Origin of the sequence: Streptomyces sp. NBC_00425 (genome assembly GCF_036030735.1) — a bacterium.
GTDB lineage: Bacteria > Actinomycetota > Actinomycetes > Streptomycetales > Streptomycetaceae > Streptomyces.
Genome location: NZ_CP107928.1, coordinates 5,921,037 through 5,945,710 on the forward strand (window position 1 = coordinate 5,921,037; position 24,674 = coordinate 5,945,710).

The 24,674-nt window shown below is 73.9% G+C and carries 16 protein-coding genes; 5 read left to right on the forward strand and 11 right to left on the reverse strand.

The genetic code is table 11. The features are described from left to right. Nucleotides 1–77 precede the first annotated feature (77 nt). Nucleotides 78–929 carry an ABC transporter ATP-binding protein gene (locus OHS82_RS25865; RefSeq protein ID WP_057574821.1) on the reverse strand — a complete coding sequence of 284 codons (852 nt, stop codon included), beginning with the start codon at nucleotides 927–929 and terminating at the stop codon, nucleotides 78–80. Between the two features lies 1 nt (nucleotide 930). Next, complete coding sequence (locus OHS82_RS25870) at nucleotides 931–1,848, reverse strand: ABC transporter permease (protein ID WP_057574390.1); 918 nt, start codon at nucleotides 1,846–1,848, stop codon at nucleotides 931–933. A gap of 186 nt (nucleotides 1,849–2,034) precedes the next feature. On the opposite strand from OHS82_RS25870, the gene OHS82_RS25875 reads away from it, so the two are divergent. Further along, nucleotides 2,035–2,670, forward strand: a complete 636-nt coding sequence (locus tag OHS82_RS25875; protein ID WP_057574822.1) for a TetR/AcrR family transcriptional regulator — start codon at nucleotides 2,035–2,037, stop codon at nucleotides 2,668–2,670. Between the two features lie 312 nt (nucleotides 2,671–2,982). Continuing rightward, complete coding sequence (locus OHS82_RS25880) at nucleotides 2,983–4,524, forward strand: glycosyltransferase family 39 protein (protein WP_328434629.1); 1,542 nt, start codon at nucleotides 2,983–2,985, stop codon at nucleotides 4,522–4,524. A gap of 145 nt (nucleotides 4,525–4,669) precedes the next feature. Here OHS82_RS25880 and OHS82_RS25885 read toward each other — a convergent pair whose 3' ends face one another. Continuing rightward, nucleotides 4,670–5,170 (reverse strand): MarR family winged helix-turn-helix transcriptional regulator, encoded by a 501-nt coding sequence (locus OHS82_RS25885; protein WP_057574392.1) that lies wholly within the window; start codon nucleotides 5,168–5,170, stop codon nucleotides 4,670–4,672. Between the two features lie 118 nt (nucleotides 5,171–5,288). On the opposite strand from OHS82_RS25885, the gene OHS82_RS25890 reads away from it, so the two are divergent. Next, entirely contained in the window at nucleotides 5,289–5,702 is a 414-nt protein-coding gene (locus OHS82_RS25890) for an organic hydroperoxide resistance protein (protein ID WP_057574394.1), read from the forward strand. A gap of 102 nt (nucleotides 5,703–5,804) precedes the next feature. On the opposite strand, the gene OHS82_RS25895 is transcribed toward OHS82_RS25890, so the two are convergent. The 8 genes from OHS82_RS25895 to OHS82_RS25930 form a co-directional block, all read right to left on the reverse strand. After that, nucleotides 5,805–6,413 (reverse strand): hypothetical protein, encoded by a 609-nt coding sequence (locus OHS82_RS25895; RefSeq protein WP_328434630.1) that lies wholly within the window; start codon nucleotides 6,411–6,413, stop codon nucleotides 5,805–5,807. A 179-nt stretch (nucleotides 6,414–6,592) separates the two neighbouring features. Continuing rightward, the gene (locus tag OHS82_RS25900) at nucleotides 6,593–8,884 is read right to left on the reverse strand and encodes a bifunctional glycosyltransferase/CDP-glycerol:glycerophosphate glycerophosphotransferase (RefSeq protein ID WP_328434631.1); all 2,292 of its coding nucleotides are present in this window, start codon (nucleotides 8,882–8,884) and stop codon (nucleotides 6,593–6,595) included. A 5-nt stretch (nucleotides 8,885–8,889) separates the two neighbouring features. Then, a complete protein-coding gene (locus OHS82_RS25905; RefSeq protein WP_328434632.1) occupies nucleotides 8,890–11,136 on the reverse strand; it encodes a bifunctional glycosyltransferase/CDP-glycerol:glycerophosphate glycerophosphotransferase in 2,247 nt (748 codons plus the stop codon). A 152-nt stretch (nucleotides 11,137–11,288) separates the two neighbouring features. Further along, nucleotides 11,289–13,565, reverse strand: a complete 2,277-nt coding sequence (locus tag OHS82_RS25910; protein WP_328434633.1) for a bifunctional glycosyltransferase/CDP-glycerol:glycerophosphate glycerophosphotransferase — start codon at nucleotides 13,563–13,565, stop codon at nucleotides 11,289–11,291. Nucleotides 13,566–13,717: 152 nt separating this feature from the next. After that, complete coding sequence (locus tag OHS82_RS25915; protein ID WP_242432936.1) at nucleotides 13,718–14,545, reverse strand: carbohydrate ABC transporter permease; 828 nt, start codon at nucleotides 14,543–14,545, stop codon at nucleotides 13,718–13,720. Nucleotides 14,546–14,565: 20 nt separating this feature from the next. Next, nucleotides 14,566–15,849, reverse strand: coding sequence for a carbohydrate ABC transporter permease (locus OHS82_RS25920; RefSeq protein WP_057574401.1), 1,284 nt, complete (start codon nucleotides 15,847–15,849; stop codon nucleotides 14,566–14,568). Between the two features lie 69 nt (nucleotides 15,850–15,918). Next, nucleotides 15,919–17,295, reverse strand: a complete 1,377-nt coding sequence (locus OHS82_RS25925) for an ABC transporter substrate-binding protein (protein ID WP_057574403.1) — start codon at nucleotides 17,293–17,295, stop codon at nucleotides 15,919–15,921. A 166-nt stretch (nucleotides 17,296–17,461) separates the two neighbouring features. Further along, nucleotides 17,462–21,055 (reverse strand): FHA domain-containing protein, encoded by a 3,594-nt coding sequence (locus tag OHS82_RS25930; protein ID WP_328436106.1) that lies wholly within the window; start codon nucleotides 21,053–21,055, stop codon nucleotides 17,462–17,464. Nucleotides 21,056–21,449: 394 nt separating this feature from the next. Here OHS82_RS25930 and OHS82_RS25935 point away from each other — a divergent pair, with 394 nt between their 5' ends. Together OHS82_RS25935 and OHS82_RS25940 are read left to right on the forward strand one after the other, a co-directional pair. Beyond that, a complete protein-coding gene (locus tag OHS82_RS25935; protein ID WP_328434634.1) occupies nucleotides 21,450–23,153 on the forward strand; it encodes a serine/threonine-protein kinase in 1,704 nt (567 codons plus the stop codon). 143 nt (nucleotides 23,154–23,296) lie between these two features. After that, complete coding sequence (locus OHS82_RS25940) at nucleotides 23,297–24,544, forward strand: serine/threonine-protein kinase (protein ID WP_266718267.1); 1,248 nt, start codon at nucleotides 23,297–23,299, stop codon at nucleotides 24,542–24,544. The last annotated feature ends 130 nt before the right edge of the window (nucleotides 24,545–24,674 follow it).

Below are 24,674 nucleotides of genomic sequence, written 5' to 3' on the forward strand. Positions count from 1 at the left end.
CCGTAGGCACGCGTGAAGGGCGCCCCCGATCGATTCGGGGGCGCCCTTCACGCGCGTGTCGCTCGAGGGGGTTGCGGTTACTTCGCCGCGGGCTTCTTCTTGCCGTCGCCGGTGAAGGCCTCGTACTCCTTGATGACGTCCTCCGCGGGCCCGTCCATGCGCAGTTCGCCGCGTTCCAGCCACAGGGCCCGCTCGCAGGTCTCCAGGATCGAGCTGTTGCTGTGGCTGACCAGGAACACCGTGCCGGCGTGCTCGCGCATCTGGCGGATGCGTTCGGCGGAGCGGCCGCGGAACTTGGCGTCGCCGGTGGACAGCGCCTCGTCGATGAGCAGGACGTCGTGGTCCTTGGCGGCGGCGATGGAGAACCGCAGCCGGGCGCCCATGCCGGAGGAGTAGGTGCGCATCGGCAGGGAGATGAAGTCGCCCTTCTCGTTGATGCCGGAGAAGTCGACGATCTCCTGGTAGCGCGCCTTGATCTGTTCCCGCGTCATGCCCATGGCCAGGCCGCCGAGGTAGACGTTGCGTTCGCCGGTCAGGTCGCTCATCAGGGCCGCGTTGACGCCGAGGAGGGAGGGCTGGCCGTCCGTGTAGATCCTGCCGCGTTCCACCGGGAGCAGGCCGGCGACCGCCTTGAGCAGCGTGGACTTGCCGGAGCCGTTGGTTCCGATCAGGCCGATCGCCTCGCCCTTGTAGGCGACGAAGGAGACGTTCTTCACCGCGTGCACGGTGCGTACGCCGGCCGCCTTGTCGGCCTGCTTGCGGCGCACGATGCGGTTGAGGGCGGCCGTCGCGCTGCCCTTGCCGCCGACCGTGCCGTTGACCCGGTAGACGATGTCGACGCTGTCGGCGATGACGGTGGGGGTCCGCTCGTCGGCGACCGCGGGGGCCGGCGTGCCGGCGGCGTCGCGGGTGTCGGTGCGGTTTGCGATGTCAGCCACGTCCGTACGTCTCCTCGGCCTTCCAGAAGTAGATGAACCCGCCGACGCCGGCGACCAGCGCCCAGCCGGTGGCGACCAGCCACACGTGCGGCGGCAGCTGGCTCGCGTGGAAGGTGTCGATCAGCGCGAACCGCATCAGGTCGATGTAGACGGCGGCGGGGTTGGCCCGGAGCAGGTCGGCGGCCCAGGCCGGCATGCCGTGGTGGGCCTTGACCAGGTTGTCGAGGCTCCACATCACGCCGGACATGTACATCCAGGTGCGCAGGACGAACGGCATGAGCTGCGCGATGTCCGGCGTCTTGGCGCCCAGCCGGGCCAGGATCATGGAGACGCCGGCGTTGAAGACGAACTGGAGTGCCAGGGCCGGGATGACCAGGAACCAGGAGAAGGCCGGCGGGACGCCGACGCCGAGCAGGATGAACACCAGGGCGGCCATCGAGAACAGCAGCTGTTGCAGCTGCTGCAGGCAGAACGAGATCGGCAGCGCGGCCCGCGGGAAGTGCAGGGCGCGCACCAGGCCGATGTTGCCGGAGATGGCGCGGGTGCCGGTCATGATCGAGGTCTGGGTGAACGTCCAGACGAACACGCCCGTGACCAGGAACGGGATGAAGTCCGCCACACCCCGCTTGGTGTTCAGCAGCACACCGAAGATGAAGTAGTAGACCGCCGCGTTCAGCAGCGGGGTCATCACCTGCCAGACCTGGCCCAGCTTCGCCTGGCTGTAGGTGGTGGTGAGCTTGGCGGTGGCGAACGCGGTGATGAAGTGGCGGCGCGCCCACAGCTGGCGGATGTACTCCGGCAGTGTGGGCCGGGCGCCACTGACCGTGAGGCCGTGTCGGGCCGCCAGGGCCGCGAGGTCGCCGTGGGGCGCGGCCTCCGTGCGGGGCGGTGTGTGGAGGACCTGACTCACATCCGCTGCTTTCACTCGGGGAGGGGGGCTCGGGCGGCGGCGGCTCCCGCAGTCGTCCGATCGTTTCCTTACGCTTTTCTTCACGTTTTCTTACGTCGGAACGGGACCGTATCGTCGCAACGTGAGAGTAGGCCGATCTGACGTCGGAACGCAACCGTTTCGTCGTAACGCCCTATGCTGGGTCGCATGACGACGAACGCGACGAACGCCGACGGACCAGGGGCGCGCCCGCGCCGCCGGGCCCCCGCGGGCGCGGCCGTGCTCCGCGAGGATGTGACGGAAGCCATCCGGGCAGCCGTGTTCGAGGAGTTGGCGTCCGTCGGGTACGCCCGGATGTCCATCGAGGGCATCGCCCGCCGGGCCGGCGTGGGCAAGACAGCGGTCTACCGGCGCTGGCGTTCCAAGCTGCACCTGGTCCTCGACATCGTCTCGGTGATCGCCGTGCAGGGCCTGCCGGCCCCGGAGACGGGCAGCCTCGAAGGCGACCTGCGCATGCTGTACGAGGTGACCTCCCGGGCGCTGCGCCATCCGGTGGCCTCGCAGATCATCCCCGACCTGCAGGCCGAGGCGGCCCGCAACCCCGACATCGCCGAGGCTCTGCAGAAGGCGCTCAAGGAGGGGCAGGAGGGCGTCGCCCTGAAGATCGTTGCGGCGGCGGAGCGGCGCGGCGAGGTCCGCGCCGGGCTGAACGAGGAGCTGGCGCTCGACCTGATCTCGGGCCCGCTCTACTGGCGTTCGGTGGTGATCCGCAGCCCGAAGCTGCCCAAGGGGTACCTGGGGTCGCTGGCCCGGGCGACCGCCGAGGCGATCAAGACGTTGTGACGCCTGCTCCACCACGGTCCTCGACCGCGAGGCCGTCACCGGATCGTCCGGCGGGGCGCGCCGACGGTGGAGTCCCGTGCGGGCGACGGGGCGGAGCGGGTGGAGCGGCACGGGCGTGTGGTGCGGGCGGGCGGTCGCCCGCATCGGCGTGCGGGCGGCGAGTCGGATGACGGCGACCCCCGGGAGGTGACGCTTCGCCGAGGTGCTCATCTCGACGGACGGTAATAGTGATGAATATCGCTTTTGGGCTAATCTGTACGTCATGTGATGTCAGTCCCCGTGATGGGCGCACGCGCCGCGCAGAATCGGCCCGTGGTGTGCGCACGCTCGCGGCCGACGCGCCGTACCGAGGTCCTGGCCGTCACCGTCCCGGCGGCCGTCATGCTCGCGGTCGGTCTGTGGGGGCTCGACCGCGGCGGCATATGGCGTGACGAGGCCGTCACCTTCCAGGTCGCGCGGCGGACCGTGCCGCAGATCTGGCGCCTGCTGCACGGGGTGGACGCGGTGCACGGCCTGTACTACCTCGTCATGCACGCCGTCCTCGCCGTCCGCCCCGGTGAGGTCGTGCTGCGTCTGCCGTCCGTGTGCGCGGCGGCCGCCGCCGCGGGCATGGTCGCCGCGCTCGGGGTGCGGCTGGCCCGGCCCCGGGTCGGCCTGTGGGCGGGCCTGCTGTACGCGGTGACCCCGCTCGCCGGTCACTACGCCCAGGAGGGCCGCTCGTACGCGCTGGTCGCGGCGGGCGCGGCCGGAGCGACGCTGCTGCTGGCGCGGACCCTGGACGGCGGCACCCCGCGGATGTGGTGGGCGTACGGAGGCGTCGTCGCCGCGACGTGCCTGCTGCACGAGCTGGCGGTGCTCGTGCTCTGCGCCCACGCGCTCACGCTGGCGCTGCTGCGGTCGCCGCGGGCGGTGTGGCGGAGCTGGACGCGCGCGGCCGGCGGAGCGGTCACCGTGCTGCTGCCGCTGGTGCTGGAGTCGCGGAGGCAGTCGCGTCAGGTGGAGTGGCTGCCAGTGCCGGACCGGGAGAGCGCCGAGAGTCTGCTGCGCGCCTTCGCCGTCGGCCCGGAAGGCGCGGTGTTCTGGGGCTGCGTGACCCTGATGGCGGTGGGGCTGCTGTCCGGGCGGACGGCGGCTGTCACGGCGCCGGTGATGCTGGTGCCGCCGGCCCTCCTGATGCTGTTCTCGCAGGTGATGCCGCTGTACCACGAGCGGTACGTGCTGTATGCCCTGGCGGGGGCGCCGCTGCTGGTCGCGGCCGGGGCCGACCTGCTGGTCCGCCGGCTGGCCGCCCTCGCCGGACGTCCCTCACGCTCACGGGTCGTCACCGCGGCCGGCGTGCTCACCGTGGCGCTCGTCTTCGTCCAGCTGCTTCCGCTGCACCGGTACTACCGCACGCTCGCGCACCGCCCGGACGACCTCGCCGCCGTCGCCGCCCTGGCGGCGGGCGCGGTCCGCCCCGGCGACCCGGTGCTGTTCCTGCCGGCGCTGGGGCGGCGGGCGGCGCTCGCGTATCCGGCAGGGTTCCGCGGGGCGCGGGATCTGGCGCTGAAAGCGCCCGGAGCCCGGTCCGGCACGCTGTACGGCCGCGAGGTCGGGCCGCGCGAACTGCAGCGCAGGCTCGCCGGCGTGGACCGGCTGTGGGTCGTCGCCGAGCCGTACGCGCTGCGCTCGCGCTGGTTCCCGGGCGACCCGACCGAGCATCTGAAGCTGGTTGCCGTGGAGGAGCGGTTCACTCCGCGGTGGGAGCGCGCGCGGTCCGGCGTGACCCTGCGCCTCTACGTCCGCCGCGGGCCGGGCACGGCATCGGACGGCGGCTCCCCGCCCTCGCCCGGCCTTCCGGCATCGGACGGCTAGCGGCCTTCAGGCACCGGGCGCCCCTCCGGCGCCCGGCGGCCCCGGCGTTGGGTGCCCCAGGGCTTCCGGTGCCTGGCGGGCTTCCGGCGTTCAGCGTTGCGTTGCCGCAGGCTTCCGGCGCTCGTCGGTGCCCGGAGTTCGGCGGTCAGTGGGTCTCCGGTGTCGTGTCCTGTGCGCTCGCCGTGTCCAGGGCGCTGGTGAGGTGGTCCAGGCGGGCGCGCAGTTCGCCGATCTCGGCGAGGTCGAGGCCGGTGGCGGTGACGATCCTGCGCGGGACCTCCACGGCCCGGTCGCGCAGCGCCGCGCCCTCCTCGGTCAGCCGCACCTCCACCGAGCGCTCGTCGCGGGCGCTGCGCTCACGGCGTACCAGACCGGCCGCTTCCAGGCGCTTGAGCAGCGGCGAGAGCGTGCCGGAGTCCAGGCGAAGGTGCTCGCCCAGCCGCTTGACGGGCAGCGTGCCCTGCTCCCAGAGGACGAGCATCACCAGGTACTGCGGGTAGGTGAGCCCGAGGTCCTTGAGGATCACGCGGTAGACGCCGTTGAAGGCGCGCGAAGCGGCGTGCAGGGAGAAGCAGATCTGGCTGTCCAGTCGGAGCCAGTTCGCCGTGGCGTTCTCGTGGCCGGCGGGTGGCGGTGGGGCGGTCATGTCTCCAGGGTAGCTCTTAACGCGCCATTTGGTTGTGCCCAATTAAATTGTGTGCTCTACTTCTGGGTGTGAGGCGGCCGGACCGGGCCGCCGGATCGACCTGAGAGGGATGGATTCCATGGACGCGCTCTACACCGCTGTCGCCACCGCCACCCACGGCCGCGAAGGCCGCGCCGTCTCCTCCGACGGCAAGATCGACCTGGCGCTGGCCATGCCCGCGGAGCTGGGCGGCAACGGACAGGGCACCAACCCGGAGCAGCTCTTCGCCGCCGGTTACGCCGCCTGCTTCGGCAGCGCCCTCGGCCTCGTGGGCCGCCAGGCGAAGGTGGACGTCAGCGACGCCGCCGTGACCGCCGAGGTCGGCATAGGCAAGCAGGGCGAGGGCTTCGCGCTCAAGGTGACCCTGCGCGTCGAGCTGCCCGAGACCGTGGACGAGGCGACCGGCCGCAAGCTCGTCGAGCAGGCCCACCAGGTCTGCCCCTACTCCAACGCCACCCGCGGCAACGTCCCGGTCGAGCTCGTCATCGAGTAGTCCCGAGGGGCCGTCGAGCCCCCAGGCGTCAGGCAGCCCTCGGGCGGAGCGGTCCCGCTCCCTCCGGGGGCCGCTCGCGTCCGGCGGGCGCGGTCGGCCGCGCTACCAGCGCCCCCCGGGCACGACGCCGACGTACGGTCCGCAGCACGCGAGCGCCAGCGGCACCGCTGCGGTGAGCGCCCACCGGCCCCACACGGCGGCCCGCCGCTCGCGTTCCCAGCCGACGACGATCGCCGCCGCCCCGACGGCCGCCGCGGCGCACGCGACCGGGTCCACGAGCAGGATCAGCCCGTACAGCGCGCCCAGCCAGGCGTACCCCCAGCAACTCCTGAGGCCGCTCGGGCCGAGATAGCGGACCCGGCAGCGCACCGCCCCCGCGCGCGCGGCCGTCGACGCCCAGACCCAGAAGGCGAGCCCCACGGCGAGCGTCGAGGGATGACCGAGGTCGCCGGCGGCCGCCGTCCAGCCGAGGTGTCCGCGCCACACCAGGGCCATGGCGACCAGGCCCAGGGCCGCCGCCCAGGGCCGGCCCGTCAGCACGCGCGCGAAGCGGCCGACGCCGGTCAGCAGCACCAGCAGGTGGAACGGGCCCGCCGCCGCCGTGCGGCTCAGCGGATCGTGCCAGTACGCGAGGGACATCGCCGTCCAGAGCAGGACGCCGACGAACCGGTAGGGCGTCAGGGGCCAGGGGGTGCGGACAGTGGGGCGCATGCCACGCGCCTTCCCTCTCCCGACGCGTTGTTCTCGGCGGCTAGGCCGCACGGGGGACGCCCGTGTCCGCGGCGGTGGCGCGGCGCGTCGCCGCGGACACGGCGTCCGGTGTGGTGCGTGACAGGCCCTCCGCGCCTCTCGGCTCTCCGCCTGCCCGACGGGCCGGGGCGGGCCGGGGGTCAGCGGAGCTGCGGCCGGCGCGCCGAGCGGTCGACGGCCTTCGGGATCCGGACGACCCCGCCCGCCTCCCGGCCGTCGCCGTCACCCGCGTCGTCACCCGCGCCGTCGGCCGTCGTCGCCTCCGGCGGCTCGCCGAGCAGGAACCGCCGGACGACGCGCTCCGCGGCCCGCCCGTCGTCGTACTCGCAGAACCGCTCCCGGAACGCGGCGCGCAGCCGGGCCGACTCCGCGTCCCGCCAGGCGCCCGAGGTGAACGCCTTCGCCAGCTCCTCGTCGGACCGCGTCACGTGTCCCGGCGGCGCGGCGGTGATGTCGAAGTAGGCGCCCCGGGTCGCCCGGAAGGCCGCCCAGTCGTCGGCGTGGATCACGATCGGCCGGTCCAGGACCGCGTAGTCGAACATCAGTGCCGAGTAGTCGGTGACCAGGGCGTCGGCGGCCAGCAGGACGTCCTCGACGTGCGGCTCGTCCGTGACGTCCGTCAGCGCGCCGCGCCGGTGCAGGTCGCGCAGGACCAGCGCCCGTTCGTGATGCCGGGCCAGGCTCGGGTGCAGGCGCACCAGCAGCCGGTGCCCGGGACCGAGGGACGCGGTCAGCACCTCCAGGTCGACCCGCCAGGCATGCCGGCCCCTGCGGTAGTCGCGCAGGGTCGGCGCGTAGAGGACGACCGTCTCCAAGGCGTCGATGCCGAGCCGTTCGCGCAGCTCGGCGCCGCGCCCGCCCCCGCCGCTCACCAGGACGTCGTTGCGCGGGCTGCCGCTGCGCAGCGACGCGAAGTGGCAGGGGTAGGCGCGCTGCCAGACCTCCTCGGAGTGCCGGTTCGCGACCAGGCTGACGTCCCACCGGTCGCTGCGCCGGAGCATGCCGCGCACGTTCGTGCCGTGCCGGGCGCCCGGCCGGTCGAGGAGGTCCAGCGCCATGTGCTTCAGCGGCGTGCCGCGGTGTGTCTGCACATGCACCGAACCCGGCCGTTTGACCAGGTCGCCGGCCCAGTTGCAGTCGTTGAACCAGTGCATGGCACGCGCCATCACCCGGTAGTAGCGCCAGGACCCCGTCGTCACGCACTCGACGCCCGGCGGCACCTGGTCCAGCGCGTCGGGGTGCACCACCCACACGCCCCGCACCTGTGGCGCCAGTTCCGCCGCTCGGGCGTGGATCGCCCGCGGGTCGCCGTTCACGGCGCGGCTGTGTCCGGCGGAGTACACGGCGAGCCGCGGGTCGAGCGGCCGCCGCAGCTGGACGCGGTACCAGGACCGTTTGACGTGCCGGGCGACCAGGCCGCGCAGCCGGCTCGCCGTGCGCGCGGCCGCCGTGCCGCCGCGTCGCCACAGGTCGAGACCGAAGTGCGCGCGATGGTGGGGGACGAGGGCCAGCAGCCGGATCTCCGCGCGGCGGCTGTCCGGCGGCGGCGTGAACCCCGGCGGCACGTGCCGCCGGTAGAAGGCCCGGATGTGCCGGTAGAACTCCTTGCGGTCGCCGCGCAGCACGCGTTCGGGGCGGGCCACGGCGAACAGCATGTGGTCCAGGGCCCGTTCGAACAGCAGCGGCCGCGCCCAGTCGAGGCCTGGCCGTTCGGCGAGGAACGCGAACAGGCCCTCGTACTGCTCGAAGATGTCGAAGTGCTTGCGCCCGGGGGTGCGGGTGATCGCGCCCTGCCGCCGCTGCCGGTACTCCACGCCCACCCGGTCCAGGCAGGCGATCCGCTCCGCGGTGACCATGGTCTGGTAGGTGACGGGCGCGTCCTCGTACAGCCCCGGCCGGTACCGGAAGCCGTGCCCGACGAAGAAGTCCCGGCGGTAGGCCTTGTTCCAGGCGACCAGGAACAGCCGCAGGTACTCGGGGGAGCGGCGGACGTCGAAGGTGTCGGCGCCGGCCCGTTCGAGGAGTCCCGCCGCGTCGCTGCGGCCCGCGCGGCCCCACCAGTGGGTGCGCACATGGTCGAAGACCAGGATGTCGGGATCGCGGGTCACGTCGAGCCGGTCGGCGACCGCCCGCAGCAGTCCGGGCGTGTAGCGGTCGTCGCTGTCCAGGAACAGGACGTAGTCGCCGGTGGCGTGGGGCAGGCCGGCGTTGCGGGCGCGGCCCAGGCCCACGTTCTCCGGCAGGTGGACGGCCTTGACCCGCGGGTCGCGCGCCGCGTACTCGTCGAGGATCGCGCCGCAGCCGTCGGGCGAGCAGTCGTCGACGGCGATCACCTCGAGGTCGTCGAACGACTGGCCGAGCACGGAGTCGAGGCATTCGCGCAGGAAGCCCTGCACCTTGAAGACGGGGACGATGACACTGAAGCGGGGCACGAAGGTCAGCTCCTCGAAGAGGTCGTCACGGCGGCGGGCGCGGGCGTGCGCCGGGCGAGCGGAACGGCGGGCTCGATGCGCTCGGCCGGCTCCCCGAGGAGCACCCGGCGCACGACGCGTTCGGCGGCGCGCCCGTCGTCGAACTCGCAGAAGCGTGCGCGGAACCGGGCGCGCAGCTCGTCCGCCTCCGCGTCGGCCCAGCGGCCGGAGCGGAACACCTCGGCCAGTTCCCGCGGGGTGCGGGCGACCGGCCCGGGCGGGGAGCCCGGGAAGTCGAAGGTGACGCCGCGCGTCTCGCGGTACACGTCCCAGTCGTCGGCGTACACGACGACCGGCCGGTCGAGGTTGGCGTAGTCGAAGACGATCGACGAGTAGTCGGTGACGAGGGCGTCCGCGGCGAGACAGACGTCCTCGGACGAGCGGTGCGCCGTGACGTCGATGATCCGCGCGTCGCGCGGGCGGGCCCGGTCGTCGTCGTGGAAGTAGTGCGCGCGCAGCAGGATCACGAAGTCGTCCCCCAGGGCGTCGCAGAGCGCCCCGAGGTCGAGCCGGGAGTCGGAACCGGCGTCGTGGTCGCGGTGGGTGGGCGCGTACAGGACCGCGATGCGGCCCTCCGGGACGCCGAGCCGCCGGCGCACGCGGCGCACGTCGTCCGCCGACGCGGTGTAGTAGACGTCGTTGCGCGGATAGCCGTACTCGAGCATCTCGTACGAGGCGGGGAAGGACCGCTCCCACACCTCGGTGGACAGCCGGTTCGAGCTCAGGTTGAAGTCCCAGCGGTCGACCCGGCCGAGGAGGCGCTCGAAGCTGCCGGTGGCGGCGGCGACCACCGGATGCTCGGCCTGCTCGACGCCCATCTTCTTCAGCGGCGTGCCGTGCTGCGTCGACAGGTGCACGCTGCCGGGGCGTTTGACGACGGCTCCCTCGAAGTTCGCGTTGTTGACGAGGTACTTGGCGCGGGCCAGCACCTGCCAGTAACGGCGGCTGCCGATGACGGCGTGTTCGACGCCCTCCGGCAGGGTGTGCGCCTGGTCGGCCTCGACGAGGAACACCGAGCGGATGTGCGGGGCGAGTTCGGCGGCCTTGGCGTGGATCGCGGCCGGGTTGCAGGCGTAACCGCGGCCCCAGTAGGCGCAGTACACGGCCAGACCGGGATCGATGCGGCGGCGCAGCTGACGCCGGTAGTACAGGCGGGTGCGCAGCCCTCGCGCGCGCGGGACGCGCCGGGCGGCCGACGACGCCTTCCGGTTGGCGCCGCGCAGCGCCCGGAACGCCGTGTACGCCCCGGCCGCCAGCAGCCGGTGCTGCACCCCGAGGCTCCCGGCCGGCCTGCGGTGACCGGCCGGGCGGTGACGCCGGTACAGCCTGCGCGCGCCGCGGAAGAAGGCCCGGCGGCTGCGCCCCGGCAGCCGCGCCGGGTGCGCGGCGGTCTTCAGGACGGCCGCGAAGAGCTGGTCGAACAGCGCGCCGGACCGGTCCTCGGACAGCCCGCGCCCGGCCGCCCGGGTCAGCACCAGCGCGGCCTGGTCGAGCAGTTCCAGATGGTGCTCGCCCGGCAGGTTCAGCGGGTCGCCCTGACGTCGCAGCAGATGCCGGACGACGACCGAACGCGTCACGGCGACCCGGCCCGCGTGCACGGTGACCAGGCCGCCGAAGCCGACGTCCGTGAAGCGCCCTTCGGGGAAGGCGAGCCGGTGCTCGTCGAGGAAGGAGCGACGGTAGAGAGTGCCCCACACCGGGAGGAGCAGCCCGGTCAGCCGGGGCGCCTCGTCGGGTGCGAAGGCGCCGTCGGGGGTCCGCGCGGGCAGCGCGGCCGCCGGACCGTCCGGGCGGCCCTCCCACCAGTGGACGCGCTCGTGCTCGGCGTACAGGACGTCCACGTCGCCGGTCTCGGCGAGCCGGGCGTCCAGCGCGGCCAGGGCGCCCGGGGCGAGGGTGTCGTCGCCGTCGAGGAACAGCACGTACGCGCCGGTCGCCGCCCGCATCCCGGCGTTGCGGACGCCGGCGAGGCCCGACGAGGGCGGCGCCTGCACGGGGACCACCCGCGAGTCGCGCGCCGCGTACCCGGCGGCGGTGCCCGCGGCCACGGCGTCGGGCGCGTCGGCGACCGGGATCAGCTCGAGATCGCCGAAGGACTGGGCGAGCACGGAGTCCAGCGCCAGGGACAGCCGGCCCTCCCCCAGCCGCGTATCCACTCGGCCGGGGGGACCCCCGTCCCCGTAGGACGGGACGATGATGCTGAAGCGGGGCATGCTGCTCTTTCTCCGTCTGTTCGGTGAGGTGCCTGATGCTCAGGCCGTACGGACCCGGCCGGGGCGCCCGGTCGGGCGCCAGGTGGAGGGTCGGGTCGGGGTCGGCCGCGACGAGCCGGTGGGCATGGGGACTCCCGGTGGGCGAACGGCGTTCAACGGCGTTCGGTGACGGCCGGCGGACCGGAGGGATGCGGCACGGTGCCGAGCGGCGGACGCCCCGACGATGCCGGCGCCTGCGACTGCGCCGCGGACGGCGCCGGGCGGCGCTCGGCGAGCGGCACGGCCGGCGGCACGGCCGTCTCGCCCAGCACCACCCGCCGTACGACGCGCTCGGCGGCGCGTCCGTCGTCGTGCGGGCAGAACCGCTCGCGGAACGCGGCCCGCAGCTGCGCCGAGCGGGAGCCGCGCCAGTGCCCGGTCGTGAAGATGTCGATCAGCTCGTCCTCGCTGCGCGCGACCGCGCCCGGCGGGAAGGACCGCAGGTCGAAGTAGGTGCCGCGGGCCGCCTCGTACGCCTCCCAGTCGTCGGCGTGGATCACGATCGGGCGGTCGAGGTTGGCGTAGTCGAACATGAGGGACGAGTAGTCGGTGAGCAGGGCGTCCGAGGCCAGGCAGAGGGACTCCACGCTCGGGTGGTCGCTGACGTCGATGACGCCGGGCGTGCCGCGCTCGAGCGGGCTCTCCTGCCAGTAGTGGGCGCGGGCCAGGACGACGAAGCGCGGGCCCAGCCGGCGCATGACGCGTTCCAGGTCGAGGTGGCAGCGCTGGAGGCGGCGGTAGTCGCGGTGGGTGGGCGCGTACAGCACGGCGACCGTGCCGCGGGGGATGCCCAGCGACTCGCGCAGCCGGGCCACGTCCGCCCCGGTCGCCCGCAGGAGGACGTCGTTGCGGGGATAGCCGTACTCGAGGGTCTCGTAGCGGCCCGGGTAGACCCGCTCCCAGGTGAGGGTGGTGTGGCGGTTCGCCGACAGGACGTAGTCCCACTTGTCGACGCCCCGCAGCAGCTCCGCGAAGTCCATGTCACGGGCGGCCGCCGGGCGTTCCTGGAGGTCCAGGCCCATGTGCTTGAGGGGGGTGCCGTGCTGGGTCTGCACGAAGACCTGGCCGGGACGCTTGACCAGCCGCCGGTCGAAGTTGACGTTGTTGACGAGGTACTTGGAGCGGGCCAGCGCCGTCCAGTAGGCGGCCGTGCCGGGGCGCACCTGGCGCGGCCCGGGCGGGACGGCTCCGCGGTGCTCGGGGCGGGCCACCCACGCCGTGCGCACCTGTGGTGCGAAGGTGCGGAACGCGGCCTCCAGCGCACCCGGGTTGCAACTGTGCCCGCGGCCCCAGTAGGCGGCGAACACGGCCCGGTCGGCGCGCAGCGGCAACCGCAGCTGCACCCGGTAGTGAGCTTGCAGGACGGCCGCCTTCAGGGAGCGGGCGAGTTTCGACACGGCCTTGTGCGTGCGCCGACGCACGGTCATGGACGCCTGGAGCGCCCGATACACGCGGTGCACGCCGAAGTGGACCAGGGTGTGCCGCAGCCGCGAGCGCAGCGGGACCGGGACGCCGGGGGTGCGGTAACGGCGGTAGTGGGCGCGGGCCTTGCGCAGGAACTCGGCGCGCGAGCCACGCGGCAGGCGGTCGCGCTTGGTGAACACCGTCGAGAGGTGGTCGACCATGCGGCGGAACAACACCGGCCGCCAGCAGGCGAGTTCGGGGTGGTCCTCGAGGAACGCGAAGACCCGGTCGTACTGCTCGAAGACGTCGAAGTGGCCCCGGCTCGTGGTGGACAGGATGTTGCCCCGGCGGCGCTGGCGGTAGTGCACGCAGACCCGGTCCAGTGTCGCGATCGACGTCGCCGACAGCAGCGCGGGATACGTCCACGGGGTGTCCTCGTAGTAGCCGGGCGGGAAGACCAGGCCCACGCCGTCGACGAACTCCCGCCGGTAGGCCTTGTTCCAGGCCACCATCAGCACCCGCAGCAGTCCGGGACGGTCCTTGAGCCGGAACGGGGCGGGGCCCTCCTCGCCGAGCTGCTCGGCGAACTTGTTGCGGAGCGACTCACCCGTCCAGTACGTGCTCGCGTAGTCGTAGACCAGGACGTCCGGCTCGCCCGTCTCCCGCAGCCGGTCGGCGATCGCCTGCAGCGCGCCCGGGGTGAGCGTGTCGTCGGAGTCGAGGAACACCAGGTAGTCGCCGGTCGCCCGCTCCAGGCCCGCGTTGCGGGCCCGCCCGAGGCCCACGTTCTCCGGCAGATGCACGGCGCGCACCCGCGCGTCCCGGGACGCGAACTCGTCGATGATCTCGCCGCAGGCGTCCGGCGAGCAGTCGTCGACGGCGATCAGTTCGAGATCGGCACAGGACTGGGACAGCACCGACTCGAGGCACTCGTGCAGGTACGCCTGAACCTTGTACGCGGGAACGATGACACTGAACCTGGGCAAGGGACATCCATGGGTCGGCGCGGGCGGTAGACAGGGCCTTGCCCGGAAACGGCCGATGGAGTGACGTGGTTACGGTTTCTGTGGCATACGGGGGAATTTCGGGTGAACAGAGCAGGGCGGACCGGTGACACTGACCGCCCTGCCGTTCACGGCTACTTGACCGCGCCCGCCATCACCCCCGACACGAACTGCCGCTGGAACGCGAAGAAGACGGCCAGCGGGATCACCATCGAGATGAACGCGCCGGGCGCCAGCACGTCGATGTTGTTGCCGAACTGCCGTACCTGGGTCTGCAGGGCGACCGTGATCGGCTGACTGCCGGCGTCGCTGAACACCAGCGCGACCAGCATGTCGTTCCACACCCACAGGAACTGGAAGATGGCCAGCGACGCGATCGCCGGGCCGCCGAGCGGCATCACGACCCGTGCGAACAGCCGGAGTTCGCCCGCGCCGTCGAGACGGGCCGCCTCCAGCAGCTCGCGCGGGATCTCCGCGAAGAAGTTCCGCAGCAGGAACACCGCGAAGGGCAGCCCGAACCCGACGTGGAACAGCACCACGCCCATGATCGACCCGAACAGGCCGATCTTGCCGAACAGTTCGGCGATCGGGATCAGCGCCACCTGCACCGGCACCACCAGCAGTCCCACGACGCCCAGGAACCACCAGTCGCGGCCGGGGAACTCCATCCACGCGAACGCGTATCCCGCGAGCGAGCCGATGACCACCACCAGGACCGTCGCCGGCACCGTGATCAGCGCCGTGTTGACGAGCGAGTCGGTGATGTCGCCGTTCTCCAGCAGCTTCTGGTAGCTGTCGAAGGTCAGCTGGGAGGGCTTGGCGAACACCTCCCACCAGCCGCTGGCGCTCATCTCCTCGGGGGGCCGCAGCGAGGAGATGAGCAGCCCCACGGTCGGCACCAGCCAGAACAGGCCGACGACGATCAGGAAGGCGCGGACCAGTCCGCCGTTGAGCTTCTCCATGACCCAGGCGAGTCGCTTCGTCACCGCCGCACCTCCCGTCGCAGCCGCCGCACGTTGAACCACATCACCGGGATCACCAGGAGCAGCAGGAACACCGCGATCGCGCTGGCGACGCCGGGCTGGTCCTCGGAGAAGCCCTTGCGGTACAGCTCCAGGGCGAGCACGTTCGCGTCGTCCTGCGACGAACCCGGGGCGATGATGAAGACCAGGTCGAACACCTTCAGCACGTTGATCATCAGGGTGACGGTGACGACCGCGAGGACCGGCGCGAGCAGCGGGACGGTGACCCTGCGGAACACCTGCCACTCGCCCGCGCCGTCCACGCGTGCCGCCTCCAGCAGCTCGCGCGGCACCCCGGCCAGCCCGGCCGCGATCAGCACCATCGCGAAGCCCGCCCACATCCAGATGTACGAGCCGATGATCGCCGGCGTGACCAGCGAGGGGCCGAGCCAGTCCAGGCCGTTGTACGCCTCCGTGAAGTTGCTCGCGGGGAGCCGGAGAACGGCCCCGTCGGCCGCGGCCGGAAGGGTGAAGGCGCCGTCGGCGGCGGCCTTCGTCGACGCGACGACCTTGCCGTCCTTCACCGCCTCGATCCGCATCCCGGTGTAGCCCAGCTCGGACGGATCGGGGACGCCGAGCGTGCCCACGCCCTTGCCGCGGGTGAAGTCCTGCCAGGCGGTGCCGGTGACCTTCCCCGGCTCGGGCCGCGCCGCCACGGCCCCCTTCGCGCCGTCCGGCATCTGGTCGGGCGCCACGCCGACCAGCGGCAGCGCGACCGGGTCGCCGGCGCGCACCGCCGACCTGGTGACGAAGCCGCCGCCCTGCTCCGGCCGCAGCGGCGAGTCACGGCCCGGGTGCGCCTTCGGGAACGCCGACGCCTCGGCGAACGTGTCGTGCACGCCCACCCACACCGCGTTGGCGACGCCCTTGTCCGGGTCCTGGTCGTACACCAGCCGGAAGATGATGCCGGCGGCGAGCATCGAGATCGCCATCGGCATGAAGACGACCAGCTTGAACGCGGTGCCCCAGCGCACCCGTTCGGTCAGCACCGCGAAGATCAGACCGAGCGCGGTCGCCACCGTCGGCGCGAACACCACCCAGATCACGTTGTTCTTCAGGGCGGTGCGGATGCCGGCGTCCGTGAAGAGGGCCTTGTAGTTGTCGACTCCGGCGAAACCGTCGCCGGACTGGTCGTAGAAGCTGCGCACGACCGAGTACCCGATCGGGTAGACCACGAGCGCGCCGAGCAGCACGAGGGCGGGCAGCAGGAACAACGCCGCCACGGCCTTGCGGGTGCCGGTCACGCTTCTGCGCGGGCGAGGAGGGGCGGGGGCTCCGGGAGCCCCCGCCGTCGCGGGCTTCGTCACGCCGCGTCAGTTCCCGTACGCCGCGGCCGCGCCCGACTCCAGGGTCGCCTGGGTGCCGGCCACGTTCGTCGGGTTCTTCAGGAAGTCCTGCAGCGCCTTCCACTCGCCCTTGCCGGGGGTGCCGCCGAAGGCCTGCGGGGCCTGGTCGGACATGTCGAAGCGGAAGTCGTCGCCCGCCGCGATCAGCGCCTTGGCCATCTTCTGCTGCACCGGGTTCGGGTACGCCGACTCCGGCACGTTCTTGTTCGGCGAGAGGTAGCCGCCCAGTTTCGCCTGGATCGTCGCCGCCTCCGGCGAGGCCAGGAAGGTGGCCAGCGCCTGGGCCGCCTCGGAGTCCTTCAGGATCACCGCCGCGTCGCCGCCGGAGACCACCGGCGAGCTGCCGCCGGCCGCCGGGAACGGGAACACCTTCGCGTCCGTGCCGACCTTCGCACCGGCCTGCACGATGTTGACCTGCGCGAAGTCGCCCTCGTAGACCATGGCCGCCTTGGGCTGGTCGCCGCCGGAGAACGTCTGCGTCACCGACGCCGGGAAGTCCGTCTGCAGGGCGCCCGCCGCGCCGCCGGCGATGTAGTCCTTCTTGCCCCAGACCTGCGCCAGCGTCGTCAGCGCGGCCTTCACGGACGGGTCCGTCCACTTGATCTCGTGCTTGGCCAGCTGGTCGTACTTCTCCGGGCCCGCCTGCGAGAGGTAGATGTTCTCGAACCAGTCGGTCAGGGTCCAGCCGTCGGCGCCGCCGACCGAGAACGGTGTGACGCCGGAGTCGTAGACCGTCTGCGCGGTGGTGAGCAGCTCGCTCCACGTCTTGGGTTCAAAAGCCCCCGCGTTCTCGAAGACCTTGGCGTTGTACCAGATCAGCGACTTGTTGGCGGCCTTGTAGTAGACGCCGTACTGCTTGCCGCCGACCTTGCCGATGTCCTGCCAGCCCTGCGAGTAGTTCTTCTGCAGCTCCTTCAGGGCCGCCGCGCCCAGCGGCTTCGCCCACCCCTTGTCCACAGCCTGCTTGATGGCGCCCGGCTGCGGCAGCATCGCGACGTCCGGCGGCTGCCCGCCCGCGACCTTCGAGCCGAGGAAGTTGACGATCGGGTCCTGGGCGGGCACGAACGTGACCTTGGCGCCCGTCCGTTTCTCGAACTCCGCGAGGACCTTCTTGAAGTTGGCCTGCTCGGCGCCGGTCCAGACGGCGGCCACCTCCAGGCTCTTGCCGTCCAGCTTGGGAAGGGTGACGGAGGCGCCGGTCTCCTCGGCCGTCGTGCCGCCGTCGTTGCTCTTGTCGTCGTCGCTTCCGCAGGCGCTGAGCGAGAGCGCCAGGGTCCCCGCCAGGAGCGTGGCCGCCGCCCTCACGGTCCTGCGTGTCCGGATGGTGTTGCTCGTACTGCGCATCACTGCCCCGTTCTTCGTTCGTCGTCGAACGTTGAGCGCTGTCCGTGGCAACTGGTCTACGCCGGGTGTTGGGGGTCGGCAAGAGTGCCCACGGTGTCAAGCGGGGGATCGTGACCGCGTCGTGATCGTGAGCGCCGTCCGCGGGGCGGGACCCGGCGGCCGGGCCTCACACCCCCGACGGGCTGGACCGGGCGGTGTGCCGGCCGGCCGCCCGCTCCAGGGCGCTGGCCAGGAGCGCCAGGTCGGTGGGGCCGTTGCCCAGTTCGCGCACCGGCCTGCGGGTGGGCGGATCGCCCATGCGCCGCCAGTCCAGGGGGACCACGGTGGGGCGCAGCGTCGCCGTGCGGGGGATGCGGCCCGTGACACGGCCGCCCTGGAAGGGCGTCGGACGGCCGTCCGCGCCCTGGAGGCGGCCACGGCCCGGCGCCGGCTCGTCCGGGCCGGAACCCGGCACCTCGAGGGCGATGCGCACGGTGGCGCGGCGGGCCGGCTCGGACTCCGCGGTACGGCCGCCGGGCCCGGTCGCGGCCACCAGATGGACGCCGAGCCGCTCGCCCTCGCGGGCCACCGCCTCCAGCGCGCGCATCACCGAGCCGGCGGCGGGCCGGCCCGGGGAACCGAGGGCGGGGGAGACGAGCGCGTCCAGATCGTCGACGACGACCACCAGGCGGGGCAGCGGGGACGGCGTCTCGGTCCGCTGTCGGGCCGCCGCGCCCGGACGCAGCCGGAGCGTGGCACTCGGCGGGGTGTCCAGATCGGCGGCGCCCGCGCCCGCCCCGGCCGGGGGCGCTCCCGGCGTGCGCTGCGGGACGATGCGGCCGAAGACCGCGCGGTGCGTGTGCCACTCCGCGAAGTCGGAGCGGTCCAGCAGCTCGGCCCGCCGCTTCAGCTCGGCGCTCAGCGACTGCGCGAACTCCCGCATATGGACCGGGTCGTTGGCGGTGAGGTGGGCGCTGACGTGCGGGACGTCGGTGCACACCCGCAGGCCGTCGCCGGCGCCGCCCTTGCCGACGGTGTCACGGCCGTCCAGCAGGATCACGCCGAGCCGCTCGGGCCGCTCGGCGGCGGCCAGCGAGGCGACGAACGCCCGCAGCAGCTCGGTGCGCCCGCTGCCGCCCGGCCCCTCGATCAGCACGTGCGGGCCCTCGGCCACGAGGTCCACCGCGACCGGGCCGCGCGGGCCCGCGCCGAGCACGGCCCGCACCCGTCCGCCCAGTGCGGTGGTGTCGTCGGCCGCGTCCGCCCAGCGGGCCATCAGGGAGGCGGGCGTCGCCCGGGCGAGACCCAGCTCGTCCAGCAGCCGGGCCGACGGCGGCAGCGGCGCGGACACCCGCGGGTGCCGGTCGCCCGCCCCCGCGCCGTCCGGACGCAGCGGCGCCAGTGCCCGCGCGAAGCGTTCGGCCCAGGCCGCGGAGACCGCGTCCACCGCGCCGACCGTGCCGGGTCCCACCGGGCCGGGCCGCTCCGTCCGTGCTCCGGCCGGCGCGACCCGCAGCAGCCGCAGCGCCGTCGCCACGTCTCCGCTGAGCAGGGCGACCGCCCCGCACGCGCGGAACGTGGGCGCCGCCGCGCAGGCCGCCTCGTAGGTGTCGCTCACCGGTGAGGAGGGGGAGGCGGCGGACGTCTCGGCCAGGCAGACCACGTGTATCCCGGCGCGCGGTCCGGCCGTCGCCAGCCGCGCCACCGCTTGCCGCAGGTCCGCGCCGCCGGGGTCGCCGTCCACCACGACCACCGTGTACGGGCCGGGGAAGCCTCCGTCGGCCGGATCGTCCGCCACGGCCCAGGAGGGGCGGCGGGCCGCGTCCCGGAGCGGGGGCGTCTGAGCAGGGACGGCGGCACGCGCGCCGCCCGTCCGGCCCGCGCCGTCGGCCCCGCCCGCGCCGTCCGCGAGGCAGTCCTCCAGCCGGCGCAGGAGTTCGTCCGCGCGGGCCGCGGCCTGGTCGCGGTCGTAGGCGAGGAGCAGCCGGCAGTCCTGTCCGTGCCCGGGGCGCAGATGCGGCAGCCAGCCCAGCCAGGACCACTCGGCGGTGCGCTCCTCCTCGGAACGCGCCCGGTCCGTGCTGATCAGGACGATCTCCAGGGCGTCGGGGGAGTGCAGCGCGGCGAGTTGGGCCAGCACCGCGCGCGCCAGCCCGGACAGCCGCGGTCGCGGCCCGGCCAGGCCGAGCGCGCCGACCTCGCGCAGGTCCGCCGTGACCGGCACCGCGGGCAGCAGTCCCGAGCCGTCGGGCGCCGGCCGGTCAGCCGTGCCGAGCCGCACGGTGAGCGTCTCCGGGTGGCCCGGTCCGCGCTCCCACAGCCGGGGACCCGGGCCCAGCGCCGTCAGCAGCAGCGCCGCCGGGTCCGGCCAGGTCTCGGGCGCGGCGGGCACGGCGGCCGAAGGCCGGCTCTCGGCCGCCGCCGCCGGCTCCTCGCCGGGCGCGCCGGCGGCGGTCTCGTCCTGGCCGCCGCGGCCTCCGGCCAGCCGCCGGGCCCAGGCGGAGAGGCCTCCGCGGCGGCGCACGCCCGCGGGGACGTCGGTGCCGCGCAGGGGGGTGCCCTTGCGGCCGGCGCCGGCGTGGTCGATCTCCCCGGATGCGCCGGACGCGTCACCGAGGGGGGAGAAGGAGCCGTCGGGCGAGGCGGGGTCGTGCCGCGGGCCGACGCCGCTGCCGATCCCGCTACCGGTGCCGGAGGTCGCGGGGTGGGCGGTGTGCGGTCCGCGGGCGCCCTGGTCGTCGTGCGCGGCCGTGAACGAGCCGAGGCCCGCGTGGCCGCCGTGGGTGGCGGCAGAACCCTCGCCCGCCGCGCGCGTGGACGCGTCGCCGGCGAGCCGGCTCTCGATGCGCGGCGCCGCGCCCTGGCCGGGCACGACATGAGACGCGAGGGGGATCTCCCGGGCGCCGCGCAGCAGTTCGCCGCGGGCCTCGCCGGAGGCGCTCCGGTCCGCGGTGCCGTACGCGTGGCCGGTCGCACCGGACGGCCCGGCGGACCCGGCGAGCCCGGACGGTCCGGTCGGCCCCGCCGGGCTCGGCGGCCCCGCCGGGCCCGTGGCCGTGCCGTCCGAAGGCCCGGCTGTGGGGTCGGCCGCCGTGTCCCCGCACGGCACCCGTACATGCCCTTCGCCGTCCGGCGTCGTCGCCACCCGGGGGCCCGGGCCGCCGGGCGGGGCCAGCCGCAGCGCCGACTCGCCGACCCGCAGCAGGGCGCCGGGGGCGAGACGCACGGGGCGGTCCTGCACGCGCGTGCCGTCCAGCGCGGTGCCGTTGGTGGAGCCGAGATCGGCGACCGTGACCCGGCCGTCGGCCGAGAGCGTCACCGCGCAGTGCAGACGGGAGACGTCCGGGTCGTCCAGCGGGATGTCGGCGTCGGCCGAACGGCCCACCCGGACCTGGCCGCCGTGCAGCAGGTGGACCCCGCCCGCGTCCGGCCCGGCCACCACGTGCAGGCGGGCCGGGGCCTCGTCGACCTCGGGATGCGGCTCGGGGTCGGCCGGCGCGCCCAGGGACAGCACCGCGCCGTCGATCAGCGGGGGCTCGCCGAGAGTGCACCGTCGGCCGTCGAGCCGCTCCACGCCCGCGTACAGCACGACCGCCGCGGCGGACGGAGACGAAGCGGAGCCCTCCCCGCAGACGGCGGCGGCCAGCGCGGACGCCACCTCGGCCAGAGCCGTGCCGGCGGGGGCGGTGACCAGTACGTCGCAGCTCGCGGCCCGGGCCCGGACATCGACAGGCGGGCCGGGCGGGCCCTGCGGGTCTACGACGGTCAGCCGGATCTGCATCGCCGTCAGCGGTCCCTTCTGCACGGGCGCGGGCTTCCCCCCCACCCCACACGAGCACAGCGGCCAGTACTGCAGGCATCCTCGCACCTGTCACTGACAACGCGCCCACCCGCCGGGGACAAGTGATCTTGATTGGTCGGCTCTGCCCGCAAAAGTGCCGGACAAGTGCCTCGCCGACGATCAGTTGAGATCGGTCACGTCCGGCTCGGGCAACCAAGACGACCGGGCAAAACGTCTTTCCTTCGAAATGCGACGACAGCCCGGTGCCCGCACCGCGGCACTACAGTGGGTCGGAACACCGGCAGGACGGCCGAGCGGGACCGGGAAGTCCGGCGGATCGGCGGTACTGGCGGGATCAGCAGGACTGGCAAGCAAGCAGCAGGGAGCGCATGACGTGCGGCCGGTAGGCAGCAAGTACCTGCTCGAGGAGCCGCTCGGACGCGGCGCCACGGGCACCGTCTGGCGAGCCCGCCAGCGCGAGACCGCGGGCGCCGAGGCGGCCGTGGCCGGCCAGCCCGGGGAGACCGTCGCGATCAAGGTCCTCAAGGAGGAGCTCGCGAACGACCCCGACGTCGTGATGCGCTTCCTGCGGGAGCGGTCCGTGCTGCTGCGCCTGACCCACCCGAACATCGTCCGGGTCCGTGACCTGGTCGTCGAGGGCGACCTGCTGGCGCTGGTCATGGACCTCGTCGACGGACCCGACCTGCACCGCTATCTGCGCGAGAACGGCCCCTTCACGCCCGTCGCCGCCGCCCTGCTCACCGCGCAGGTCGCCGACGCGCTCGCCGCCAGCCACGCCGACGGCGTCGTGCACCGCGACCTGAAGCCCGCCAACGTCCTGATGATGCAGAACGGCGGGCAGATGCATCCGCTGCTCACGGACTTCGGCATCGCGCGCCTCGCCGACTCCCCGGGCCTGACCCGGACCAGCGAGTTCGTCGGCACGCCCGCGTACGTGGCCCCGGAGTCCGCCGAGGGCCGCCCGCAGACCTCCGCCGTCGACATCTACGGCGCCGGCATCCTGCTGTACGAGCTGGTCACCGGCCGTCCGCCGTTCTCCGGCGGCTCCGCCCTCGAGGTCCTGCACCAGCACCTGAACGCCGAGCCGCGCCGCCCTTCCACGGTTCCCGACCCGCTCTGGACGGTCATCGAGCGCTGCCTGCGCAAGAACCCCGACGACCGTCCGAGCGCCGAGAACCTCGCGCGCGGGCTGCGGATCGTCGCCGAGGGCATCGGCGTGCACGCCAACTCCCTGCAGATCGCCGCGGCGGAAGGCGTGGGCCATGTGCTCGCGCCCGATCCGGCGCCCGCTGCCGTGCCGGGCGGCGGCTACGACCCGAACGCCGCCACCAGCGTCCTGCCGCACACCGGTGGCCCGGCCGGCGCCGCCGACCCGACCGCCGTCCTGCCCCACACGGGCGGTCCGCAGGGCGCGGCCGACCCGACGGCCGTCCTGCCGCCGGTGCCGCCGGGCCAGTACGGCGGGCCCGCGCAGCCTCCCGAGCAGCCGCACCCCTGGCAGACCCAGATGCAGGGCGCCCGCGACCGCAACGAGCAGACCCAGGTCCAGCAGTACCTCGACCCCGGTGAGGACCCGCTGCGCCGCCGCCCCCAGCGGCAGGTGTCCCGCCAGCCCCAGCAGCCGCCGCAGCCCTACCAGCAGCAGCGGCCCCCACAGCGTCAGCAACAGCGCCCCCAGCCGCAGGCCGGCTACGGGTATCCGGGGCAGCCGCCGCAGCAGCAGTACGCGCCGGCCCAGCAACCCCAGCAGCAGCCCCAGCGGTACACTCCGGCGCCCACGCCCCAGCAGCAGCCGCGCCAGCGGCCGCCGGCCGAGCCCCGGCAGCCGCGCGAGCCCCGGCAGCGCGGCGCCAACCCGATGAAGATCCCCGGCCTGGGCTGCCTGAAGGGCTGCCTGTTCACGATCGTCATCCTGTTCGTGGCCGGCTGGCTGGTCTGGGAGCTGACCCCGCTGCAGGACTGGATCGGCACGGGGCAGAGCTACTGGAAGCTCATCAGCGGCTGGTTCCACGACATCACCGGCTGGATCGGCGAGCTGGGGTCGAGCTCCGGCGGAAGCGGAAGCGGAACCGGCTGACCGTCCCGCGGGCTCCGAGCCGGCCGTGAGCGTCGTGAGTCTGTGGACTTGTCGACATCCGGCGGGTGATTTCCGTCTCCGCGGTGAAGGTTGGCTCTCAGGACGCGTACTTTGATGGGCAACACGCGTCTGTAGGAGCAGCCTTGGCACGGAAGATCGGCAGCCGGTACACCGCCCACCAGATCCTGGGACGGGGCAGCGCCGGCACGGTGTGGCTGGGCGAGGGACCGGAGGGGCCCGTCGCCGTCAAGCTGCTGCGCGAGGACCTCGCCTCCGACGAGGAGCTCGTGGGGCGCTTCGTGCAGGAGCGCACCGCGCTGCTCGGCCTGGAGCACCCCCATGTGGTGTCCGTCCGCGATCTCGTGGTCGACGGCAACGACCTGGCACTCGTCATGGACCTGGTCCGCGGCACCGACCTGCGCACCCGCCTCGAACGCGAACGGCGGCTCGCGCCGGAGGCCGCCGTGGCGATCGTGGCGGACGTCGCCGAAGGGCTGGCCGCCGCCCACGCCGCCGGGGTCGTGCACCGCGACGTCAAACCGGAGAACGTGCTCCTCGACATGCAGGGCCCGCTCGGCCCCGGCGGCTCGCACCGTGCGCTGCTGACCGACTTCGGCGTCGCGAAACTGATCGACACCCCCAAACGGACCCGCGCCACCAAGATCATCGGTACGCCGGACTACCTGGCGCCGGAGATCGTGGAGGGCCTGCCGCCGCGTGCCTCCGTCGACATCTATGCGCTGGCGACGGTGCTCTACGAGCTGCTGGCGGGCTTCACCCCGTTCGGCGGCGGCCACCCGGGCGCGGTGCTGCGCCGGCATGTCACGGAGTCCGTCGCCCCGCTCCCCGGCATTCCGGACGAGTTGTGGCAGCTGCTCGTGCAGTGCCTGGCGAAGGCGCCGGCGTCCCGGCTGCGGGCGTCCGAGCTGGCCGCCCGGCTGCGTGAGCAGCTGCCGTCGCTGGCCGGGATGCCGCCGCTGGACGTGGACGAGCCGGACACCGAGCCGGAGGGCGGCGAACCGGACGACATCACGCCCGACGCCTCCGCCGCGCCCGCCTCCGCCCGGCGGGAGCGACGGGGCTCGGTTCCCCTGGTGCCGGGCGCCAAGCCGGACTCCAACCGGGACACCCACACGTCGATGCGCGTGCCCGCGCCGGACGAGCTGGCGGGCGGCGCGCACGGCACGGCGCGGGTGCCGAGGGCTGCCGGGGCGCCGCGTCCCGGATCGGCACGGAACCGTTCCGCCGCCCGGCGCCGGCGCGTGACGCTGAGCGTGGCGGCGGCCGCGCTGGTCGCGGCGGCCGGAATCGGCACGTGGGCGGCCACCTCGGGAGACGACGCGGGAGCCACCCCGCAGGACACGAAGAACTCGGCGCCTGCTTCCCCGTGACCCCCTGATCCCGTGACCTGGGGGCCGGGTCTCCGGCACCTGCTGCGGCCCTGGAGAGGCCTCGTCCGCGACCGCCGGCGGGCCTGGACGCCAAGCCCGGACGGGCCCGGATGCCGGGTCCGTTAGGCTG